Source organism: Rhizobium sp. H4 (assembly GCF_003013335.1).
In the GTDB taxonomy this organism is placed as follows: Bacteria; Pseudomonadota; Alphaproteobacteria; order Rhizobiales; family Rhizobiaceae; genus Rhizobium; species Rhizobium sophoriradicis.
In genome coordinates, this window is the sequence record NZ_PSOW01000005.1 from 248,147 (window position 1) to 268,184 (window position 20,038).

General features: G+C 62.6%; 20 protein-coding genes. 5 read left to right on the plus strand and 15 right to left on the minus strand.

Annotated features, from left to right (window positions below):
• The first annotated feature begins 155 nt into the window (after positions 1 to 155).
• From C4N04_RS09985 to C4N04_RS09995, 3 genes are all read left to right on the plus strand, one after another.
• Positions 156 to 956, plus strand: coding sequence for an inositol monophosphatase family protein (locus tag C4N04_RS09985; protein WP_106795954.1), 801 nt, complete (start codon positions 156 to 158; stop codon positions 954 to 956).
• A 112-nt stretch (positions 957 to 1,068) separates the two neighbouring features.
• The gene (locus C4N04_RS09990; RefSeq protein WP_038691164.1) at positions 1,069 to 2,172 is read left to right on the plus strand and encodes a MotA/TolQ/ExbB proton channel family protein; all 1,104 of its coding nucleotides are present in this window, start codon (positions 1,069 to 1,071) and stop codon (positions 2,170 to 2,172) included.
• Between the two features lie 2 nt (positions 2,173 to 2,174).
• Positions 2,175 to 3,206 (plus strand): peptidoglycan -binding protein, encoded by a 1,032-nt coding sequence (locus C4N04_RS09995; protein ID WP_038691162.1) that lies wholly within the window; start codon positions 2,175 to 2,177, stop codon positions 3,204 to 3,206.
• Here the strand turns inward: C4N04_RS09995 and C4N04_RS10000 are convergent, their stop codons facing one another.
• From C4N04_RS10000 to C4N04_RS10025, 5 genes are all read right to left on the minus strand, one after another.
• Positions 3,207 to 4,457, minus strand: a complete 1,251-nt coding sequence (locus tag C4N04_RS10000) for a DUF6596 domain-containing protein (RefSeq protein ID WP_077990573.1) — start codon at positions 4,455 to 4,457, stop codon at positions 3,207 to 3,209.
• Positions 4,458 to 4,464: 7 nt separating this feature from the next.
• The gene (locus C4N04_RS10005) at positions 4,465 to 4,803 is read right to left on the minus strand and encodes a YciI family protein (protein WP_077990563.1); all 339 of its coding nucleotides are present in this window, start codon (positions 4,801 to 4,803) and stop codon (positions 4,465 to 4,467) included.
• Positions 4,804 to 5,052: 249 nt separating this feature from the next.
• Entirely contained in the window at positions 5,053 to 5,241 is a 189-nt protein-coding gene (locus tag C4N04_RS10010) for a YegP family protein (RefSeq protein WP_009990299.1), read from the minus strand.
• Between the two features lie 248 nt (positions 5,242 to 5,489).
• On the minus strand, positions 5,490 to 6,482 hold the full coding sequence (locus C4N04_RS10020; protein ID WP_038691157.1) for a tripartite tricarboxylate transporter substrate binding protein: 993 nt from the start codon (positions 6,480 to 6,482) through the stop codon (positions 5,490 to 5,492).
• Between the two features lie 142 nt (positions 6,483 to 6,624).
• Positions 6,625 to 8,427, minus strand: coding sequence for an ABC transporter transmembrane domain-containing protein (locus C4N04_RS10025; protein WP_077990560.1), 1,803 nt, complete (start codon positions 8,425 to 8,427; stop codon positions 6,625 to 6,627).
• A gap of 192 nt (positions 8,428 to 8,619) precedes the next feature.
• Here C4N04_RS10025 and rpmE point away from each other — a divergent pair, with 192 nt between their 5' ends.
• Positions 8,620 to 8,841, plus strand: a complete 222-nt coding sequence (gene rpmE / locus C4N04_RS10030) for a 50S ribosomal protein L31 (RefSeq protein ID WP_009990270.1) — start codon at positions 8,620 to 8,622, stop codon at positions 8,839 to 8,841.
• A 140-nt stretch (positions 8,842 to 8,981) separates the two neighbouring features.
• Here the strand turns inward: rpmE and C4N04_RS10035 are convergent, their stop codons facing one another.
• From C4N04_RS10035 to C4N04_RS10045, 3 genes are all read right to left on the minus strand, one after another.
• Positions 8,982 to 9,497: a DUF1465 family protein gene (locus C4N04_RS10035; RefSeq protein ID WP_004679442.1), complete on the minus strand. Its 516-nt coding sequence runs from the start codon at positions 9,495 to 9,497 to the stop codon at positions 8,982 to 8,984.
• A gap of 391 nt (positions 9,498 to 9,888) precedes the next feature.
• Positions 9,889 to 10,080 (minus strand): DUF1192 domain-containing protein, encoded by a 192-nt coding sequence (locus C4N04_RS10040; RefSeq protein WP_077990557.1) that lies wholly within the window; start codon positions 10,078 to 10,080, stop codon positions 9,889 to 9,891.
• A gap of 155 nt (positions 10,081 to 10,235) precedes the next feature.
• Complete coding sequence (locus tag C4N04_RS10045) at positions 10,236 to 11,516, minus strand: MFS transporter (protein WP_009996625.1); 1,281 nt, start codon at positions 11,514 to 11,516, stop codon at positions 10,236 to 10,238.
• Between the two features lie 172 nt (positions 11,517 to 11,688).
• On the opposite strand from C4N04_RS10045, the gene C4N04_RS31815 reads away from it, so the two are divergent.
• Entirely contained in the window at positions 11,689 to 11,853 is a 165-nt protein-coding gene (locus tag C4N04_RS31815) for a hypothetical protein (RefSeq protein WP_009996623.1), read from the plus strand.
• A gap of 22 nt (positions 11,854 to 11,875) precedes the next feature.
• Here C4N04_RS31815 and C4N04_RS10050 read toward each other — a convergent pair whose 3' ends face one another.
• The 7 genes from C4N04_RS10050 to gap form a co-directional block, all read right to left on the minus strand.
• A complete protein-coding gene (locus C4N04_RS10050) occupies positions 11,876 to 12,799 on the minus strand; it encodes a PhzF family phenazine biosynthesis protein (protein WP_106795955.1) in 924 nt (307 codons plus the stop codon).
• Between the two features lie 550 nt (positions 12,800 to 13,349).
• Entirely contained in the window at positions 13,350 to 14,372 is a 1,023-nt protein-coding gene (locus C4N04_RS10055) for a class I fructose-bisphosphate aldolase (protein WP_077990551.1), read from the minus strand.
• A gap of 284 nt (positions 14,373 to 14,656) precedes the next feature.
• Positions 14,657 to 15,859: a phosphoglycerate kinase gene (locus tag C4N04_RS10060; protein WP_164519047.1), complete on the minus strand. Its 1,203-nt coding sequence runs from the start codon at positions 15,857 to 15,859 to the stop codon at positions 14,657 to 14,659.
• Positions 15,860 to 15,929: 70 nt separating this feature from the next.
• On the minus strand, positions 15,930 to 17,804 hold the full coding sequence (locus C4N04_RS10065) for a potassium/proton antiporter (protein ID WP_077990543.1): 1,875 nt from the start codon (positions 17,802 to 17,804) through the stop codon (positions 15,930 to 15,932).
• Positions 17,805 to 18,184: 380 nt separating this feature from the next.
• Positions 18,185 to 18,364 (minus strand): hypothetical protein, encoded by a 180-nt coding sequence (locus C4N04_RS10070; RefSeq protein ID WP_038691136.1) that lies wholly within the window; start codon positions 18,362 to 18,364, stop codon positions 18,185 to 18,187.
• Between the two features lie 131 nt (positions 18,365 to 18,495).
• Positions 18,496 to 18,810 (minus strand): hypothetical protein, encoded by a 315-nt coding sequence (locus C4N04_RS10075; protein WP_009988923.1) that lies wholly within the window; start codon positions 18,808 to 18,810, stop codon positions 18,496 to 18,498.
• 140 nt (positions 18,811 to 18,950) lie between these two features.
• The gene (gene gap, locus C4N04_RS10080; protein ID WP_106796008.1) at positions 18,951 to 19,961 is read right to left on the minus strand and encodes a type I glyceraldehyde-3-phosphate dehydrogenase; all 1,011 of its coding nucleotides are present in this window, start codon (positions 19,959 to 19,961) and stop codon (positions 18,951 to 18,953) included.
• Positions 19,962 to 20,038 lie beyond the last annotated feature (77 nt).

The window sequence follows — 20,038 nt, forward strand, 5'->3', positions numbered from 1 at the left end:
GCCGGCAGGCCGCCTTGCGCGCCTCCTCTTGAAATTTCCACGATTTTGTGGTCTTGAGGCCGCCAATCTTTGCAGCGCTGCCTGTCATGCATGTTCAGGGACATTTCCCGCCCCTGGCAGCGCGCGTCCCGTATCAGTCCCAAGGAAATGCGCCGATGGCCCGTTCAGCTCTTCTCAATGTCATGGTTCAGGCTGCCCTCAAGGCAGGAAAAACGCTGGGGCGTGATTTCGGCGAAGTGCAGAACCTGCAGGTTTCGGTGAAGGGACCGGGCGACTTCGTGTCCACCGCCGACCGCAAGGCCGAAAAGATGGTTCGGGAAGAACTGCTCAAGGCGCGCCCGACTTATGGTTTCCTTGGTGAGGAGAGCGAGGAGATCAAGGGCACCGACGGCGCGCATCGCTGGATCGTCGATCCGCTCGACGGCACCACCAACTTCCTGCACGGCATCCCGGCCTTCGCCGTCTCGATCGCGCTCGAACGCAACGGCGAGATCGTTGCGGCCGTCGTGTTCAATCCGGCGACCGACGAACTCTATACTGCCGAGCGCGGCGGCGGCGCCTTCCTCAACGACCGGCGCCTGCGCGTCGCTGCGCGCCGGGTGCTGTCGGATTGCGTCATCGGCTGCGGCGTGCCGGCGCTCGGCAAGCGCAATCACGGCAAATTCCTGGTCGAGCTTCGCCACGTGATGGGCGAAGTGGCGGGTATTCGCCGTCTGGGCTCGCCGACGCTTGATCTCGCCTATGTCGCCGCCGGACGTCTCGATGGTTTCTGGGAAGCTGAGCTTGCACCCTGGGACATGGCGGCGGGCATCCTACTCATCCGCGAAGCTGGCGGCTTTGCCAGCGATTGGGACGGCGGAGCGGCCATTCTGGAGGGTGGCGCGATCGTCGCCGGCAACGAGCACATCCACAAGGCACTGATCGAGGTCATCAAGCGACCGATTCCCGCCAAGTAGGCGAAGGAAAACGCGGCTGTTGTAAAGTCACGGTTTTCGCCTCCGGATACTTCAATTCGGCACAATGTTGCTCTAGTCTCCGCCAGCAATGAGTTCGGAGGCTGCTGAACCTATGGAAAATGTGAATGTGGCGGAGATCGGCTCCGCCGAAAAGACTCCCGGCGCTTATGCCTACAGGCTTTCGAGTCCCATGCCCTTCCTTTGGACGATGCTGCTTTTCCTCGTCATCGTCGGGTTCATTGCCGCCATCCTCTTCCGGCAGACGCAGACCGCCTTCATGCACAATCCAGGCCTCAACGGCCTGATCGTCGGCGTTCTCGCGGTCGGCATCATCCTTGTTTTCAATCACGTGCTGGCGCTTCGCCCCGAAGTGCGCTGGTTCAACTCCTTCCGCGCCGCCGGCAGCGCCGACAAGGTCAATCGCAATCCGCGGCTGCTGGCGCCGATGCGGGCTCTGATCGGCAATCGCAAGACGTCGTTGGCGCTATCGACGACGGCGCTGCGTTCGATCCTCGATTCGATCGCGACGCGCCTCGATGAATCGCGTGACGTCTCGCGCTACCTGATCGCCCTCCTGGTTTTCCTCGGCCTGCTCGGCACCTTCTGGGGCCTCATCGGCACGATCGGTTCGATCAGCAACGTCATTCAATCGCTGGATGCCGGTTCGAACGGTACGGGGGACGTGCTTTCGGCACTGAAGGAGGGGCTGTCCGCGCCGCTTTCGGGCATGGGCCAGGCCTTCTCGTCGTCGCTGCTCGGTCTTTCCGGTTCGCTCATTCTTGGCTTCCTCGACCTGCAGGCCGGCCGCGCGCAGAACCGCTTCTACACGGAGCTGGAAAACTGGCTCTCCTCCGTTACCGATGTCGGTTCCGATCTTGCGCCGGCGCTCGACGCCGTATCCGGCTCGTCCTCGGAGGACATGCGTGCGCTCACCGAATATCTGCGCAAGGCCTCCGAAGAGGGCGGCGTCGGCAGCCAGCGCTCGGTCGCCGCCATGGCGAGCCTTGCCGAAGGCATCCAGGGGCTCGTCAAGAACATGCGCAACGAGCAGCAGATGCTGCGCGACTGGATCGAGGCACAGCAGGACGAGGCCAAAGCAATGCGCCGCACGCTCGACCGGCTGGCCGAACGCATCGGACTGCAGGAGCGGGCCGGCGACAAGGCCGAACGCCACCGCGACCGCACAAGCCACACAGAGAAGAGCGAGGGCAAGTAGCCATGGCTCTTGCCCGCAACCGCCGCCGCGAGCGCACGGTCGACTATTGGCCGGGTTTCGTCGACGCGCTGTCGACGCTGCTCATCTCGATCATGTTCGTGCTGACGGTCTTCGTCGTCGGGCAGTTCATCCTAAGCCGCGAGATCACCGGACGTGATGAGGTGCTCAATCGCCTTAACAGCCAGATCAACGAACTGACGCAGCTTCTGGCGCTCGAAAAAGGCAGCAATCAGGACCTCCAGGATTCGGTCGCCAACCTGCAGGCCTCGCTTGCCACTGCCGAGGGCGACCGTTCACGGCTGCAGGCGCTGCTGAACGCTGGTTCGGGCGGCCAGGACGCGGCCCAGAAGCGGATCGGCGCGATGACGCAGGAGCTCGACGAGCAGAAACAGGTGAGCGAGCGGGCCCTCAGCCAGGTCGAGCTGCTGAACCAGCAGATCGCCGCACTTCGCAGCCAGATCGCCGCCGTCGAAGCAGCCCTTCAGGCGTCGGAGGAGAAAGACCGGGTCTCGCAGACCAAGATTGCCGATCTCGGCAGCCGCCTCAACGTGGCGCTCGCCGCACGCGTGCAGGAGCTGAACCGCTACCGTTCCGACTTCTTCGGCCGCCTGCGCGAGATCCTTTCGGACCGCGAGAATATCCGCATCGTCGGTGACCGGTTCGTCTTCCAATCGGAAGTGCTGTTTCCCTCAGGCGGCGCCGATCTAAATCCGGAGGGGCAGACCGAGATGGCAAAGCTTGCGACCGCCCTGCTCGACCTCGCCAAGGAAATTCCGCCTGAAATCAACTGGGTGCTGCGCGTCGACGGCCATACCGACAACGTGCCGCTCGGCGGAACGGGACGGTATCGCGACAATTGGGAGCTTTCCTCGGCGCGTGCGACGTCGGTCGTCAAGTTCCTGATCGGTCAAGGCGTGCCGGCCGATCGGCTCGTTGCCGCCGGCTTCGGCGAGTTCCAGCCGATCGCACCCGGCGATACGCCGGAGGCGCGCGCCACCAACCGCCGCATCGAGTTGAAGCTGACCGAGAAATAATCAGCTTGATATTGTCTGCCGGCACTCCTCGAGCCGGTCGGCGAGAAAGGCGCGAACGGCGGGACTGTCGCTGAGGCCTATCGCTGTCACGTAGGCGTCGGCCGCGGCGGTATTGTCGCCGGCCCGTGCCAGAAGAAAGGCACGCACCGCCCAGTAGGGCTGATAAGCCGCGATGGCGCGCGGATCGATCCTGTCGAGCCGGTCGAGGCCTTCGGCGGCGCTCGAGGCCCTGCCGATCACCGCCGCCTCGGCGACGCGGGCGCCGAGCGTCGGCTTCATCTCCAGCAGCGCGGCATAGAGCGTCGTCAGCGCCTGCCAGTCGGTCGACCCGGAAAGGCGGCGCGCCGCATGCACGGATTGAATTGCCGCCTGACACTGAAAGGGGCCGAAACGCTCGAAGCCCCCGGCCTTGCGCAGCAATGCGTCTGCCTCGGCGATCATGATCGCGTTCCAGGCTGCCGTGTCCTGCTCGTCCAGCGGCACATATCGGCCCTCACCGTCGCGTCGGGCATCACGGCGGGCTTCGCAGTGAAGCATCAGCGACAGGAGGCCGATCGCTTCCGGCTCGTCCGGCAGCACCGTCAGCAGCGCCCGGCCGAGCCAGATCGCTTCGGCGGCAAGCGACTGGTGCGCCTCCTCGCCGTCAAGGCCATCCCATCCGAGGCCGTAGGCAACGTAGATTGCCGAGAGCACGGCGGCCAGCCGCTCCGGCAGGGCGGGCCGAGGCGGAACGGCGAAGGGAATGCCGGCATCACGGATCTTCACCTTGGCCCGCACCAGCCGCTGGCTTATCGCTTGCGGCGAAACGACGAAGGCCCGTGCGACGGTTCTCGCCTCGATGCCGAGAACCGTCTGCAGCATCAGCGCCGTATGCACGGAGCTGTCGATGGCAGGGTGGGTACAGGCAAAGAGCAGCTTCAGCCGCTCATCGGGAAAAACGGAATTGCCAGCCTCGTTCATGCGCTCCTCCGCTTCCTCGAAGGCGAGCGATATCGTCGTTTGGGCGTTGGCCGCGACGATGCGGTGGCGGGCCGCCTGCATGAGGTTGCGGCGAGCGGCGACCAGCAGCCAGGCTTCCGGATTGCCAGGAATGCCGCGCTCCGGCCAGACGCGTAAGGCCGAAGCCAGCGCCTCCGACAATGCGTCTTCCGCCGCCGGCACGTCACGCGAGCGGGCGGCGAGAAAGGCGATCAGCTTGCCGTAAGACTGACGCGCTACCTGTTCGGCGGCGCGTCCGGCATTGGCGGACATTGCCGCCTCACATCTGCAGGCGCGGGCGCACCTCGACCGAGCCCTTGTCGGAGATCGGAACGCGGGTCGCCCATTCCAGCGCGGTATCGATATCTGGGACCTCGATCAGATAGAAGCCGCCGAGCTGTTCCTTGCCTTCCGGATAGGGACCGTCCTGGACATCGTGATCCTCGCCTTTGCGGCGCAGGATCGTGCCGGTATCAGGGGCTGTCAGGCCGGCGCCGCCGGTCATGATTCCTGCCTGCGCGAGCGCCTTGCTGTAGGCGACCCAACCGTCGCGATAGGCAGGATCGCTGCGGCGGGCGAAATCTTCGGGGGCTTCGCGAATGATGAGAGCATATTGCATGGAAAACTCCTGATCTCGTTGTTGGCCTTCCAGGCAGGCCGACGAAAGCCTTTATGCCTGGTAGAGCGGCTCAGCCGTTCCGAGACAATGAGGCGCGAGCGGCGGTCCTTTCGACATGGCTTTGAAAAATACTTGAAAAAGGAAACGGCGCCGGAAATCCGAACGCGGGTGAGCCGGGCTCAAAGGCACCAGCGCCGCTCAAGGGCGCAAAAAGGCAGGGCGGCGCTCACGCCGCCCGTGCCGTCCTGCTCAGGCTTCGGCCTTCGTCTGATCGACGATGTCGGCGCCTGGCGTGTTCTTCTTGATGGATTCAATGGCACTCATGGCCGAGGCCTTCGCCTTGTAGCCTTCGGACAGGAACATGGTTTCCCCGTTCGATGCCTTGAAGCGGAAGCGGAATTCGCCTGATTTATCCTTGTAAACTTCGAATTTGTACATGGATGTCTCCCGAAACGCTGAATTGTACCATCAGCATTGAGGAGGCTAGAGCAAAATGGCGAGCTTTTCCACTACCTTAATGAGAATTGGGGTGCCTGACGCAATCGCCCGAAAATCGTCGTCGATTTTCGCAAAGCATGATGCGCCAGGTCGGCGCGCTTTCTTGTGCGTGGAAGACATGCCGCGCGGCAGCGTCCATCAACATGGTTTCCATTGGCCGCCCGTGATGTGCGGCGAACGCCGCCGCGTCATTCCATCTGGATGTTCGCGCCCTTGACGACCGGCCCCCATTTGGCGAGCTCGGCTTTCACATGGGCTGCGAGTTCCTCCGGCGTGGAGCCGACAATGGTGGCGCTGAACTCCTTCATCCGTTCGGCAACGGCGGGATCGGCGAGCGCCTTCTTGGCCGAGGCGTTGAGGCGCGTTACCACCTCGCTCGGCGTCTTTGCCGGCGCGAAGAGGGCGTTCCAAGTATAGGTCTCATAGCCTGGAATGCCGGATTCCGCGACCGTCGGCACGTCGGGGAAGGAGGGTGCGCGCTCAGCCGTCGTCACCGCCAGCGCCCTCAGCGTGCCAGCCTTTATGTGGCTGGACGACGAGGGCAGGTTGTCGAACATGATCGGCACCTGATTGCCGATGACATCGTTCAAGGCGGGGCCGGCGCCCTTATAGGGGATGTGCTGCATGCTGACGCCGGCCATACTCTTGAACAGTTCGCCGGACAGATGCAGCGGCGTGCCGTTGCCCGACGAGGCGTAACTGTATTTGTCGGGCTCGGCCTTCAGGAGCGCGATCAGTTCCGGCACTGTCTTTGCCGGCAGTTCCGGATTGACGACCAGCACGTTCGGCACGACGACGAGCAGCGAGACCGGCGCGAAATCCTTCTCGGGATCATAGGGGGTCGATTTGAGGATCAGCGGATTGAGGGCGTGGGTTGCGACCGTGCCCATTAGAATGGTGTAGCCGTCGGGGTCGGCGCGGGCGACGTTGCCGGCGCCGAGATTGCCGCCGGCGCCGGCGACATTCTGGACGATCACCTGCTGGCCGAGATCCTCCGACATCTTCTGCGCGACGATACGGGCGACGACGTCGGTCGAGCCGCCGGCCGCGAAGGGCACGACCATGGTGATCGCGCGATCCGGAAAATCCGCGGCAACGGAAGCCGTGCCGAGACCGAGCGTTGCAGCCAGGCCGAAAGCGAGCGCAAGGCCCGTGCGTCGCGTCATATCGGAAAGCGCCATTCCTATCTCCTCCCAAGGATTTCAACAACCATCCCCTACCCAGGGGCATGAAGAGGGTAGGGCGGGCGGCGCGAAAGACAACCGCGAGAAGGTTCAAGAGAGGTCAGACTTTAGTTGCTGTCCTCAGAAAAGCGGCTGTCGGCTATTTCGCGGCGGCGAGTACATCTTCGTTCGCGGCGTCGAACTGCAGCCGCGCCAGCCGCGCATAGATGCCGCCGTGGCGGATCAGGCTCTGATGCGTGCCTTCCTCGACGACGCGGCCCTGGTCCATGACGAGGATGCGGTCGGCCTTCAAGACGGTGGCCAGGCGATGGGCGATGACGAGCGTCGTGCGGCCATCGACCAGCCCGTCGAGCGCCTTCTGCACCAGGGTCTCGCTTTCGGCGTCAAGGGCAGACGTCGCCTCGTCGAGCAACAGTACGGGCGCGTTCTTCAGGATGGCGCGGGCAATGGCGATGCGCTGCCGCTGGCCGCCCGACAGGGTGACGCCGCGTTCGCCGACCTCGGTCTCATAGCCGCTCTCCAGCCGGGATATGAACTCGTCGGCCTGGGCGGCAAGGGCTGCGGCGCGGACCTCCTCTGGCGAGGCGCCGGGGCGGCCGAAGGCGATGTTGTCATGGATCGAAGCGGCAAAGATGGTGACGTCCTGCGGCACGATGGCAATGCGCTGGCGCAACTCGTCCGGTGTCGTCAGCCGCGCGTCGACGCCGTCGATCGTCACGCTGCCCTGCTGCGGGTCGTAAAAGCGCAGCAGCAGCGAAAAGACGGTGCTCTTGCCGGCGCCTGAGGGGCCGACGATGGCGACGGTCTCGCCGGGCGCGATCGCAAAGCTTAAGCCGTGCAATGCCGATTTGCCGGGGCGCGAGGGATAGGCGAAATGCACGCCGGAAAATTCGACGCGGCCGCGGCTGGGCGAGGGCAGGGCTTCGGGGCTGGCAGGGGCGGCGATCGGCGAGACCTCGTCGAGAAGCTCGGTCAGACGGTCGGCAGCGCCGGCCGCCTGCGAGAGTTCGCCCCAGACCTCCGACAGTGCGCCGAGCGATCCGGCGGAGATGACGGCATAGAGCAGGAACTGACCGAGCGTGCCGGCCGAAAGCGTGCCGGCAAGGACGCTGTGAGCGCCGACCCAGAGCACAGCGACGACGCTGCCGAAAATCAGCGTGATGGCGATACCCGTCAGCAAGGCGCGCGAGCGGATGGCGGCGCCGGCGGCCTCATAGGCGGATTCAACGGCACCGCCGTAGCGCGTCGCTGCGGCATCCTCGCCGTTGAAAGCCTGTACCGTGCGGGTTGCGGCGATCGTCTCGTTGGCGAAGGCGGAGGCTTCGGCAAGCGTATCCTGAGCGGCGCGGGAACGCCTGCGCACCGAGCGGCCGAAGGCGACGAGCGGGAAGACGATCAGCGGGATCGCCCCGATGACGAGGCTGGAAAGTTTCGGCGAGGTGACGACCATCATGCCCATGGCGCCGAGACAGAGGATGAGGTTCCTGAGCGCTACCGAGGCGGTGGCGCCGACGGCGGATTTGATTTGCGTCGTGTCGGCCGTCAGCCGCGAGATGATTTCGCCGGACTGGTTGACGTCGAAGAAGGAGGGCGACAGCCGTGTCACATGGGCAAAGACATCGCGGCGAAGATCGGCGACGATGCGCTCGCCAATGGTGATGACGAAATAGTAGCGTAGCGCGCTGGCGATCGCGAGCACGATGGCCATGACCATCAGCATGGCGAAGTAGCTGTTGATGAAGCGGCCATCGGACTGGGTGAAGCCATGATCGATCATGCGGCGCACGGCGAGCGGCAGCGCCAGTGAGGTGATGGCAGCAAGCGCCAGTGAAATCAGCGCTCCGGCCACCAAGCCGCGATAGCGCATGACATAAGGCGTCAGCCGCCCAAGCGGACGCAGCGAGCGCCTTTTGTTTTCCCCAGCTTGTGCCTGTTCTGCCAAAACGTCTCCGATCGCCTCAAGGACCCGCTAATGCGGCCTGTTGGCACTTGTTATCCCGGCGTCCTTCATGTATAGGCACGCCATCCTAATGGGAAGCCGTAGCCATCACGACTGCGGCTTCATTTATTCAATCGGTTCGGTGGCCGCAACTGCATGCGGCAAATTGAACTCCGGTATCGCAGGAAGATTGTTATGAAGGCAGGCATCCATCCCGACTATCACACGATCAAGGTAGTCATGACTGATGGCACCGAATACGAAACCCGCTCGACCTGGGGTTCGGAAGGCGCTGTCATGAATCTCGAGATCGATTCCAAGTCGCACCCGGCCTGGACGGGCGGCAACCAGCAGCTCATGGACCGCGGCGGCCGCGTCTCCAAGTTCAACAAGCGTTTCGGCGGCCTCGGCCTCTAATCGCTTCTGCTCGACGGAATTTGAAAGAGCTCGGCTTTGCCGGGCTTTTTTGCGTTGTACGAATGCTGAGGCACATCGGCAACAAAAAAACCGGCCGCGCGGAGCGCAGCCGGTTACATATGAATTCTCTCAGGAACCAGTCAGTTGTTGCCGAAAGCCGTCTGCAGCAGGGAAAGCTGAGCCTGGACGCTATTCTGATTATCGTGGACGATCACGGCCTCGGCCGGACGATAGATTTCGCGATCGAGCAAGGCGATGCGGTTCTGCAGGCGCAGGGAGCGCTCGACGAGATCGCGGAAGGATTCCGGCAGATCGCCCCAGCCCGGTGCGGCGCGGTCGACGTTGAAGCCGTCGAGGCGAACCTTGTTCTTTTCGGCCAGCACCTGGTCGCGGGACATCTCGCCGTTGTTGACGGCGCGCTGCAGCAGCAGCCAGGAGGCCATCTGCATCAGGCGGGTGGTCAGCCGCATCGATTCAGCGGCGTAGAGGACAGACGCCATGCGCGGCAGAACCTTGGAGGCTGCGCGGCCCTGGCCGTCGAGATAGGCGGCGGTCTCTTCGACCAGCGACATGCCTTCGGCATAAAGCGCCTTGAACTGCGAGGATGCAGCCGCGCGGCCCGCAAAACTGATCGTGTTCAATCCAACTTCCGACATCGCAATAGTCCCTGTTGCACGCAGCTACTTATGGTCAGGTAACGCCGGCTCCGACGGAAAAGTTTCCGCGTCCGGTCTTTATGACGTTAAGATGGTATCATTAGCGCAAATGCGCAAGCCGTTTCTTAAGAAAGGGTTAATCTCCACAGTTTCATGGAAATGCGCCGGCCGCAGCAAAAAGAAGAGCCGCAAAAGCGGCTCTCAAGGTAAAACAGGGAGAAAAATCAGACCAATTCACCGCGTGGAAAACTGTCTGAAATCCAGAGAAAGTCTGGATGAATACAGTAATACCTTATAAAGCTTAATAATTTATTAACATTGTGCCGAATGAAGACTTGAGGCAGGCTCATTTTGCCTGCCTATGGTCTTGTTTTTCGCGGCTTTTAACCGATCATGAGCGGAAGAAGCTTTCAGCCGCCTGCCGTCCGGAGGCTTTGAGGGCGGCTTCGGCTTCGAGCCGGGCGATCTCTGCTTTCAGCAATTCCACCCGTGCCTTCAGCTCATCCACCGACAGCAGGGAGAGATCGGCGCCGACCTCGTGGGCGGTTTTCTTCTGCGGCCTGTCGTCATCGATAAAGCTCATTGGTTCTCCTCCGTGCTGTTGGCAACATGATGCCGGAAAATACAGGCGATACGGAATCGAGATTTAGGCCGATCTGGCGCAAGTCCACCCGTACCAAGAGCATTTCTGGTTTGGCGAGCCACGGAGCAAATCGCGGGCGCGGTTTGCGGGACGCTCTATCCGAACTTTACAGCGGAATCGCCGCTTTCGGGAGACTTGCCGGTGCCGCGATCGGCGAGCGACATGCTTTGCGGCGTCAGCATCGGCGAAGTGCCGGTCGGGATCGTCGTATAGGCGTCGCGGTCGCTGGCCGGGACGGCGGCGCGGATGCGGCTTCTGATAATGGCATAAACGGTAATCAGCACATGGGCGACGGCGGTGACCAGGAACAGCGCGTGCGGGGTGATGACCGACATCACGGGGCCGCCGAGCGTCGGGCCTATGACGGTGCCGATGCCGTAGAGCAGCAGCAGTCCGCCGGAGACCTTGACGAAATCCTCCGATGCCGCGAAGTCGTTCGCGTGAGCGACGGCGATCGGGTAGAGCGTATTGGCCACCGCGCCGTAAAGGACAACCAACCCGATCAGCAAGGCGGGCGATGTCGGGTGGAGCATGAAGATCAGCAGGCCGGCGAGGGCGGCGATCGCCGACATGGCGGCGAGCACGTAGCGCCGGTCGATCCGATCGGAAAGTCGGCCGGCCGGCAGCTGCATCATGGCGCCGGCGAAGATGGTGGCGCTCATCATGACGGCGATGCTGGTGTCGGAAAGACCGGCGCCGGCTCCGAAGACGGCGCCCAGCGTGCCATAGGCGCCGTTGGCGATGCCGACGAGCAGGATGCCGAGGCAGGAGACGGGCGAATTGCGGTAGAGCGCCGGCAGGTCGAGGCGAACGGCCTTCAGCGGCTGCGGCGAGGCGGCGGTCGAAAGCGTCGTCGGCAGCATGGCGATGCAATAGAATATGCCGCAGATCATGAACAGCACCGGCGTACGCACGTCCTCGAGCGGGATCATCATCTGGCCGGCGACGACGCCGATCAGCGTGATGCAGATGTAGAGGGAGAATATTGCGCCGCGGCTTTCGTTGCTCGCACGCTCGTTCAGCCAGCTTTCGATGATCATCGACGTGCCGGCAGTGGAGAAACCGGTGACGGTGCGCAGGACCACCCACCAGATTGGATCGATGATGATGCCGCTCACCAGCGCGATGATGGCGATGATCGAGATGAAGCCGGAAAAGGCTCTGACATGGCCGACGCGGCGCACCAGTTTCGGCGCCACCAGGCAGCCGATGACGAAGCCGCCGGCCCATGAGGTGCCAAGCAGGCCGAGCGTTGTCGTGGTATATCCTTCGATATTACCGCGCACCGGGAGCAGGATGCCCTGTAGGCCGTTGCCCATGAAAAGGAAGAGCGTGCCAAACAGCAACGCGGCGACGGACAGCAGATTTCTCTTCATTTCCCCAGCTCGGTCTCAGCAATTGTAAACGGACATAAGGCGAGACCTGCGTCTGGCCAGCCTCAAGATGATTGATTGTGCCCCGGAATCTCTTTACGGCGTGTCGAGATCCTCTTGTTCGCGCGGAAAAATGTCCGTCCTGTGACATTCCGAAAAACGGAAAAAATAAAGCATGACAAAGCTGATAGCCTTGCTGCTCATGCTTGCCATGGCGATACAGGTGATCAAGCCGCTCGGGTTCCCCGGCCTCCGGCGGCGCATGGATTTCTGGAAGATCGCGCTCATCGCCTTCGGTGTCTGGGCCGTGGCGCTCTTGTCGCGCGACTTCCTGATGTAAGCCCGCACTCCATCCCGGATCGTCAGTCCTGCAGGATGATTTCTCCGCGCATGACGGAAACGCAGCGTCCCGAGATGACGACATCGGTGACGATGCCCCGCGATTTCACGACATCAAGGGCAATGATACTGCGGCGGCCCATTTCAACGCCTTGTTCGATGGTGATGCGGACGTCCATATCGGCTTCCGGCGCAAGCGACACGAGATAGGCGCCGAGTGCGGCCGAAGCGCTGCCGGTGGCCGGGTCCTCGGGCACGTTGTCGAGGGGCGCGAACATGCGGGCGCGAATGTTCCACGGGTTCTCGGCCGATCTGGCATAGACAAAGAGCGAGAAGTCGTGGCCGCTCGTCGTATGGCGGCCTGCGGCCGCCTGGAAGCCGGCGAGGTTCGGGCGGGCGGCGGCCAGGGTTTCGAGCCCCTTCAATTCGGCGACGGCGAAATTCAGGCCGACGGAGGCAAAGACCGGCGCGTGGGTGGTGGTGACGACGGCGCTGGGATCGAGCGAGATGCAACGGGCGACGGTTTCCTCGGCAATAGTATCGCCGACCGTCAGCGGCCGCGGCGCGCGGATGGCGGTGGCCTCGATCTGTCCGTGGTTGCGTTTCAGGTCGACTTCGACGATGCCGGCCTTTTCCTCGAAGCGCAGCCTGTCGCCGACCGGCTTGCCGAAGATCTCCGCCTGCCGGCCGAGCACATAGGCGGTGCCGACATTCGGATGGCCGGCGAAGGGTATTTCCATCGTCGGCGTGAAGATGCGCACGCGGGCCGAATTCCGCGGATCTTCCGGCGGCAGGACGAAGGTGACTTCGGAATAGTTGAACTCGGTGGCGATCTTCTGCATCGCCGCATCGCTCAAGCCCCGGGCATCGGAAATGACGGCAAGCGGATTGCCCTCGAAGCGGGTGGACGTGAAGACGTCGACGGTGACGTAGGAGAGGGTGTTCATGGCGGCTCCAGTGGTGACGGGCCGTTATGAGTAAGCATGGTTCTTAAGGGAATGAAGTGGTTTCTTGTCGCCGTGACAATGAGAGGGAAGCGTCTTACGCGCCGAACTTATTGTCCCCGGCGTCTCTCCAAGCTCCCCTCACAAGTCAGTTGAGGCCGTGACATTGTCTGGTTTCGCCAGCGGATGGCGTCGCTGACACGGGCGTGCGCTGTGAATGGTTTCTCGTGCCGACCCCACGGTCCGTCATGCTTTGCCTTGAGCTTGCCTTGAGCCGAGTATCCACACCGCATCCGTCAGCAGCAGTCGCATGGATCCCAGGCTCAAGGCCTGGGATGACGGAGGGTGAGGTTGGCGTTCTCGCCAAACTCGCGGCCGGCGTACACAGGCACACCGCAACGGGTGCTTCATTCGGCCGGCACTCACCATATGCTCCCTCCTGTGACCTCCGTTGGGCGAAGCCCTAAGGTGCACAGGAATGAGGAAGGCGAGGGGACCGGGCGGGAGCGGCAACGCTGCGTTCGCTGCCCCTGCCCGAATCCCAAGTCCAAAATCAGGCGGCCTGTTCCAGGTCTTTCTTCCAGCTGCCCTTGGCGGCGAGGCTGTTCATCTCGGCGCGGTGGGTGAATTCGCGCTGGCCGGCGGCGACATTTTCCGGCTTGCCGTTCCAGGTTTTGAGGGCGCTGTCCTGCAGGGCGCGGCCATAGGAGAAAGTGACGAGCCAGGGCAGGTCATGGCCGTTGATGGCGGAAAGGTGGGCAGTCGCTTCTTCCGTCGTCTGGCCGCCGGAAAGGAAGGCGATGCCGGGAACCGCAGAGGGAACCGTGCGCTTCAGCACCCGGACGGTGCGCTCGGCAACTTCCTCGACCGATGCCTTGCGGGCGTTCTTGCCGTCGATGACCATATTCGGCTTCAGGATCATGCCTTCGAGGCTGACGCGGGCTTCGGCCAGTTCTTCGAAGACGATGCGCAGGGTGGATTCGGTTACTTCGGCGCAGCGGTCGATATTGTGGTCGCCCGGCTTGCCGTCCATCAGGCATTCCGGCTCGACGATCGGTACGATCTTGGCTTCCTGGCAGAGAGCTGCATAGCGGGCGAGCGCCTGAGCGTTGGCACGGACCGAGCCGCGGGTCGGCAGCGAGGACGAGATGGCGATGACGCCGCGCCATTTTGCGAAGCGGGCGCCGGCTTCATAATAGCGGGCAAGGCGCTCGCCGAGGCCGTCGAGGCCTTCGGTGATGGTTTCGCCGGGGAATTTGGCCATCGGCTTGGCGCCGGTATCGACCTTGATGCCGGGAATGGAACCGGCAGCGCGGATGATGTCGACGAAAGGCGTGCCGTCGGCGGCCTTCTGGAAAAGCGTCTCTTCGAAAAGGATGACGCCGGAGATATATTTCTTCATCGCCTCGTCGGAGCGGAAGAGCATCTCGCGGTAGTCGCGGCGGCTGGTTTCGGTCGATTCGAGATTGATCGTGTCGAAACGCTTCTTGATGGTGGAGGTCGATTCGTCAGCCGCAAGCAGTCCCCGGCCGCCCGCAACCATCTGCACTGCAATGTCTTCCAGTCGTTCGCTCATTCGATCTCTCCACAGCGTTAATATCGGCGGTTTAAGAATATAGGACGGCGATAACAGAAGTTTATAGTGAGGAAAATGGAAGGCTAAGTCATTGAAACGATTGAAATCAATTCAATCGTTTGAAAAAATGGGATTTTTTCCAGCCCTTGGGCAAAAGACCGCGGAAGGCTCCTCGCCACCGCGGTCTATCCACATGTAAAACCTGCCAAATTGCCTTAGCGGCGCCGCACCGCCTATTGCAAGGTGCGACGCCGGATGCTTTTTTCGCGCCAAGGCGCTCGGTCTTATCTGGCGGCGTTGAGGACGGCGACGCCGGGGAGTTCCTTGCCTTCCATCCATTCGAGGAAGGCGCCACCGGCGGTCGAGACATAGGTGAAATCGTCGGCAACGCCGGCATGGTTGAGCGCGGAGACGGTGTCGCCACCGCCGGCAACCGAGGTGAGCTTTCCGGCTGCAGTGCGCTCAGCGGCGTATTTCGCGGCAGCAACCGTTGCGGTGTCGAAGGGCTCGATTTCGAAGGCGCCGAGCGGCCCGTTCCAGACGAGCGTTGCGGCGCGCTCGATCCAGGCGTTGATAGCCTCGACCGATTTCGGCCCGACGTCGAGCACCATGGCATCGGCGGGAATGGCGTCGATATCGACTATCTCGTTGGCGGCACCCGCCTTAAATTCGCGGGCGACGACGCCGTCCTCCGGCAGGATGATGGCGCAGCCTGATGTCGCCGCCTCGATCATGATCTGCTTGGCGGTTTCGGCAAGATCATGCTCGCAGAGCGACTTGCCGACATTGGTGCCGCGGGCGGCGATAAATGTGTTGGCCATGCCGCCGCCGATGACCAGCGCGTCGACCTTCTTCACCAGGTTCATCAGGAGGTCGATCTTGGTGGAGACCTTGGCGCCGCCGACGATGGCGACCACCGGGCGGGCCGGGGCGCCGAGGCCCTTTTCCAGTGCTTCCAGTTCGGCCTGCATGGTGCGGCCGGCATAGGCCGGCAGATGGTGAGCAAGGCCCTCGGTCGAGGCATGGGCGCGATGAGCGGCGGAGAAGGCGTCGTTGACATAAATATCGCCGTTGGCGGCAAGCGCCTTGGTGAAGTCGGGCTCGTTCTTCTCCTCGCCTTTGTGGAAGCGGGTGTTTTCCATCAGCAGGATATCGCCGTCATTCATCGCGGCGACGGCCGAGGCGGCGGCCTCGCCGATGCAGTCGGAGGCAGTCAGCACGGCATGATCGAGCACTTCCTCGACGGAAGGGGCGATCAGCGACAGCGACAGTTCCGGCGACGGGCCATCCTTCGGCCGGCCGAAATGGGCGAGCAGGATCACCTTGGCGCCCTTGTCGGACAATTCGAGGATCGTCGGCGCCACACGCTCGATGCGTGTCGTATCGGTGACCTTGCCATCCTTGACCGGAACGTTGAGGTCGACGCGGACGAGCACGCGCTTGCCGCTGAGGTCGGAAAGATCGTCGAGGGTCTTGAAAGCAGGCATGGGGAGGATCCAGTCTTGGTTGGCGGGAGTTGCGCCGACCATAGCAAGGATCATTCGAGACGCAAGGCGTTCAACGGCCGTTTTCGCGTCTGGCTTCCTCGCGTCCGGCCGATGCTTTCGGCGCGTTTTCGGAGGCTGCCGCATCGCGGTTCCGGCGTCCCTTCAGCCGGTCGCGGATGCGCTGGATGATGTCCTTGAGATTGATGAAGATCGGCAGAGTGATTGCCGGTTCGACCGCTTCGAGCGACATGCCGACGGAGGTGACGTGGTCGTGCTCGTCGAGATCGCGGACGATGAGAATGATCGAGCCGAGACGGACGCGGTCGGCATAATCGGCCTTGCCGCCGAGGCGCTGGCGCATCAATTCGGCGATCGTCAGGCCCTTTTCGGATTCGTTGAGCAGGCCGGGACCGTAGGCGGCGTCGAGATCGGCGGCGGGGCGGGCAGGCGAGAGCGCGAAGGCACCGAAGAATTCGGCATCGTCTTCGTCCACCGGTGCACGGCTGGCGAAGAGCCGGTCGAGCAGGCGGGAATAGCTCGGTACGATGAAAAGATAGACGAGATCGTTCTCGCGCAGCCGCCCGGCATATTGATAGCGCATCGATTTGCCGTCGCGGATGACAAGCGAGGGGGTTGCCCAGCGAGGAATGCGCTCGCCGCGTAGCACAGGACTATCCTTGATGACGCGATAGGAGAGCAGTTCGTGGTTGGCGGCACCCGGCAGGTCGACCTCGACCTTGTCGACGGCGCCGATGCGCGGCGGAATGATCAGGCCGAGCTTCTTGGCAACCGGTTTGATCGTCCAGCCCTGGAGCAGCAGCGAGACCAGCACGATGATGAAGGCCGTGTTGAAGAAGATCTGGCCGTTTTCCAGCCCGCCGAGGATCGGCATGATGGCGAGCAGGATGGAGACGGCGCCGCGCAGACCGACCCAGGCGACGAAACCGATTTCCTGCTGGGTGTAATCAAAGGGAAGCAGCGACAGCCAAATCGCCAGCGGCCGGGCGATGAAGATCAGGAAGAGGGCGAGCAGGATGGCCGGCACGATGATCACCGGGAATTGCGACGGCGTGGCGAGCAGGCCGAGCACCAGGAACATGATGATCTGCGCGAGCCAGGTCATGCCGTCCTGAAAGCGCTTGATGGTGCCGATCGCCTGCATCTTGCGGTTTCCGGCGTAGATGCCGGCGACGTAAACGGCAAGGAAGCCGCTGCCGCCGACCGCGCCGGTAAAGGAGAAGACGAGAAGGGCGAGAGCCAGCACGAAGATCGGCGTCAGGCCGCGATCGGTATCGAGCTTGCTGACGATCAGCACGATCATCATGCCGCCGAGCAGGCCGAGGATGACGCCAAGGCCCATCTGCTGCACGAACATGGCGAGCATGCCGATATTGATGCCGGCATAACGCTCGCCGCTCGCCAGCACTTCGACAAGGGCGATGGTGAGGAAGATCGCCATCGGATCATTGGTGCCGGATTCGACTTCGAGCGTCGAGCGCACCTTGTCGCGGATATTGATGCCGCCGATGCGCAGCAGGAAGAAGACGGCGGCGGCATCCGTCGAGGCCACGATCGAGCCGAGCAGCAGACCTTCCAGCCAGGTGAAATTCAAAAGCCACATGGCGGCGACGGCAAAGAGCGAGGCGGTGATCAGCACACCGACAGAGGCGAGCGTGAGAGAGGGAACGGCCGCGAGCCGGAAGGCCTGCATCGGTGTACCGAAGCCGGAATCGAACAGGATGACCGCGAGCGCTATGGAGCCGAGAATATAGGCGAGATAGTTGTTGCTGAACTCGATGCCAAGGCCATCGACGCCGGCGGCAAGGCCGATCATCAGGAACAGCAGCAGCAGCGGCGCGCCGAAGCGGAAGGCGAGAAGGCTGGAAAAAGCGGCCATAAGCACGAGCGCCGTCGCAACCAGCACCACGATATAGAACGCTTCCATGCCCGCTCCTTTCTACTTCGCGGATATGGCCACCCTCCGGCCGATCCGTCTATTTCCACCCTCCACCACGCGCGTCGGTCCATCAGTAAACGGCAAAACGGCAGAGAAGGGTAGGCCTTGCGGCTTAACCTCGTCTCGTGCTGCATCATGCTGCTGAACGACCGCCGGACGGCGACCGACACGGAAATGCTACGGGAGAAATTCTCTACAAAGAATGTATAAGCAAATCAGGCAAGAGCAGGGCGAAAGCCAGGAAGATCGATTTTTCCTGCCGTTATCTGCGAATGGCGACGGGATAAGGCACGCTTCTGCGTTCACGCGCCCCGTTCGTCTTGCCCGATGACGGGAGGAGGGGATTGCAGCGCCGGATTGAGCGAGTGCTATCCCAACACTGCCTGAAGTATGATGACGGCGAGAAACGCAAGGCCGATCGCCGCGACAAAACGGATCACCAGACGATCAGCCTTTGCCAGCACGGCAGGCCGGACGTCCCGCTTGGGATGAAACCGCTGCCGTCGCTTGAGGCTGGTGTGGGACAAGCGTTTTTGCGGCTCTGCCATTTATCGCCTCCGCTTGGGTCATTTCAGCCTCAGTCTATCACGATTGGACAGCGGATTGCCAACCGTGATTCCATCCTGGCGGCCACCGAACCCGTCGCTTCGAAGCGGCTTTCAAAACAGGAAGACGATGCTCAGTCTGAGGTGTCGTCACCATCGTCAGTCAGATCCTCGACCGGAACCAGGAAAACGACGAATTCGTCGTCGATGGTCCTTTGCGGATCGTCATCGAATTCATAGGCGTGCTCGACTTCACTGGCTTCCTCGGCGGTCGCCTTGCGCAGGCTGAGCGCGGCCTTGCGGTCCCACAGGGGCTTGCCCTCGGACTCCAGGATGGTCAGGTCGTCGCGAAAATCTTCCGCCTCGAAGAAATGCGTCGCCTGCTCATGGTTTTTCGAGCGAAAGCTGGCAATGGCGCGGCCGGCGATCTCAACGGTAAAGTAATCCATGCATCTCTCCCTATCTGCCCGGCCGCGATGCGGTTAGGGCTTGGCGCACCATATCAGGTTTTGCAATCGATCCGGCGTGGCGCCTATAACAAAACGGCCCGGTTTCCCGGGCCGCTTGCGATTATTCGTTCGTCAGGCTCTCAGATGAGCTTGGCAAAGGCGACGGCCGTGTCCGACATGCGGCTGGAGAAGCCCCACTCGTTGTCGTACCACGACAGGACGCGCACGAAGTTGCCTTCCATGACCTTGGTCTGGTCGGTGGCGAAGATCGAGGAGTGGCTGTCGTGGTTGAAGTCACGGGAGACGAGCGGCTCGTCGGTGTAGCCGAGGATGCCGTTCAGCTTGCCGTTTGCCGCAGCCTGGATGGCTTCGTTGATTTCGCCGACCGTGGTCGCCTTCTTGGCGACGAACTTGAAGTCGACGACCGAGACGTTCGGGGTGGGAACGCGGATCGAGGTGCCGTCGAGCTTGCCCCTCAGGTGCGGCAGCACGAGGCCGACGGCCTTGGCAGCACCCGTCGAGGTCGGGATCATGGAGAGGGCAGCTGCGCGGGCGCGATACAGGTCCTTGTGCATCGTGTCGAGCGTCGGCTGGTCGCCGGTATAGGAGTGGATGGTCGTCATGAAGCCGTGGTCGATGCCGACGGCGTCGTCGAGAACCTTGACGACCGGCACCAGGCAGTTGGTGGTGCAGGAGGCGTTGGAGATGACCATGTGCTCCTTGGTGAGCTGGTCATGGTTGACGCCGTAGACGACCGTCAAATCGGCCCCGTCGGCAGGGGCCGAGACGATAACGCGCTTGGCCCCGGCCGTCAGATGGGCGGCAGCCTTGTCGCGGGCGGTGAAGATGCCGGTGCATTCCATGGCAATGTCGACGCCGAGTTCGCGGTGCGGAAGCGTCGCCGGATCCTTGATCGCCGTGACCTTGATCGGCTTGCCGTTGCCGACGGTGATCGTGTCACCTTCGACCTTCACGTTTGCCGGGAACTTGCCGTGGATCGAGTCGTAGCGCAGCAGGTGGGCGTTGGTCTCCACCGGGCCGAGGTCGTTGATGGCGACGACTTCAATGTCGGTGCGGCCGGATTCGACGATAGCGCGGAGGACGTTACGGCCGATGCGGCCGAAACCATTGATGGCAACCTTGACTGTCATGTTCATTCACTCCCGATAGAATAGGGCCCGATAGAGAGGGCCTGGAATTGAGGAGATGGAGAGCGCCTCAGGCGCCC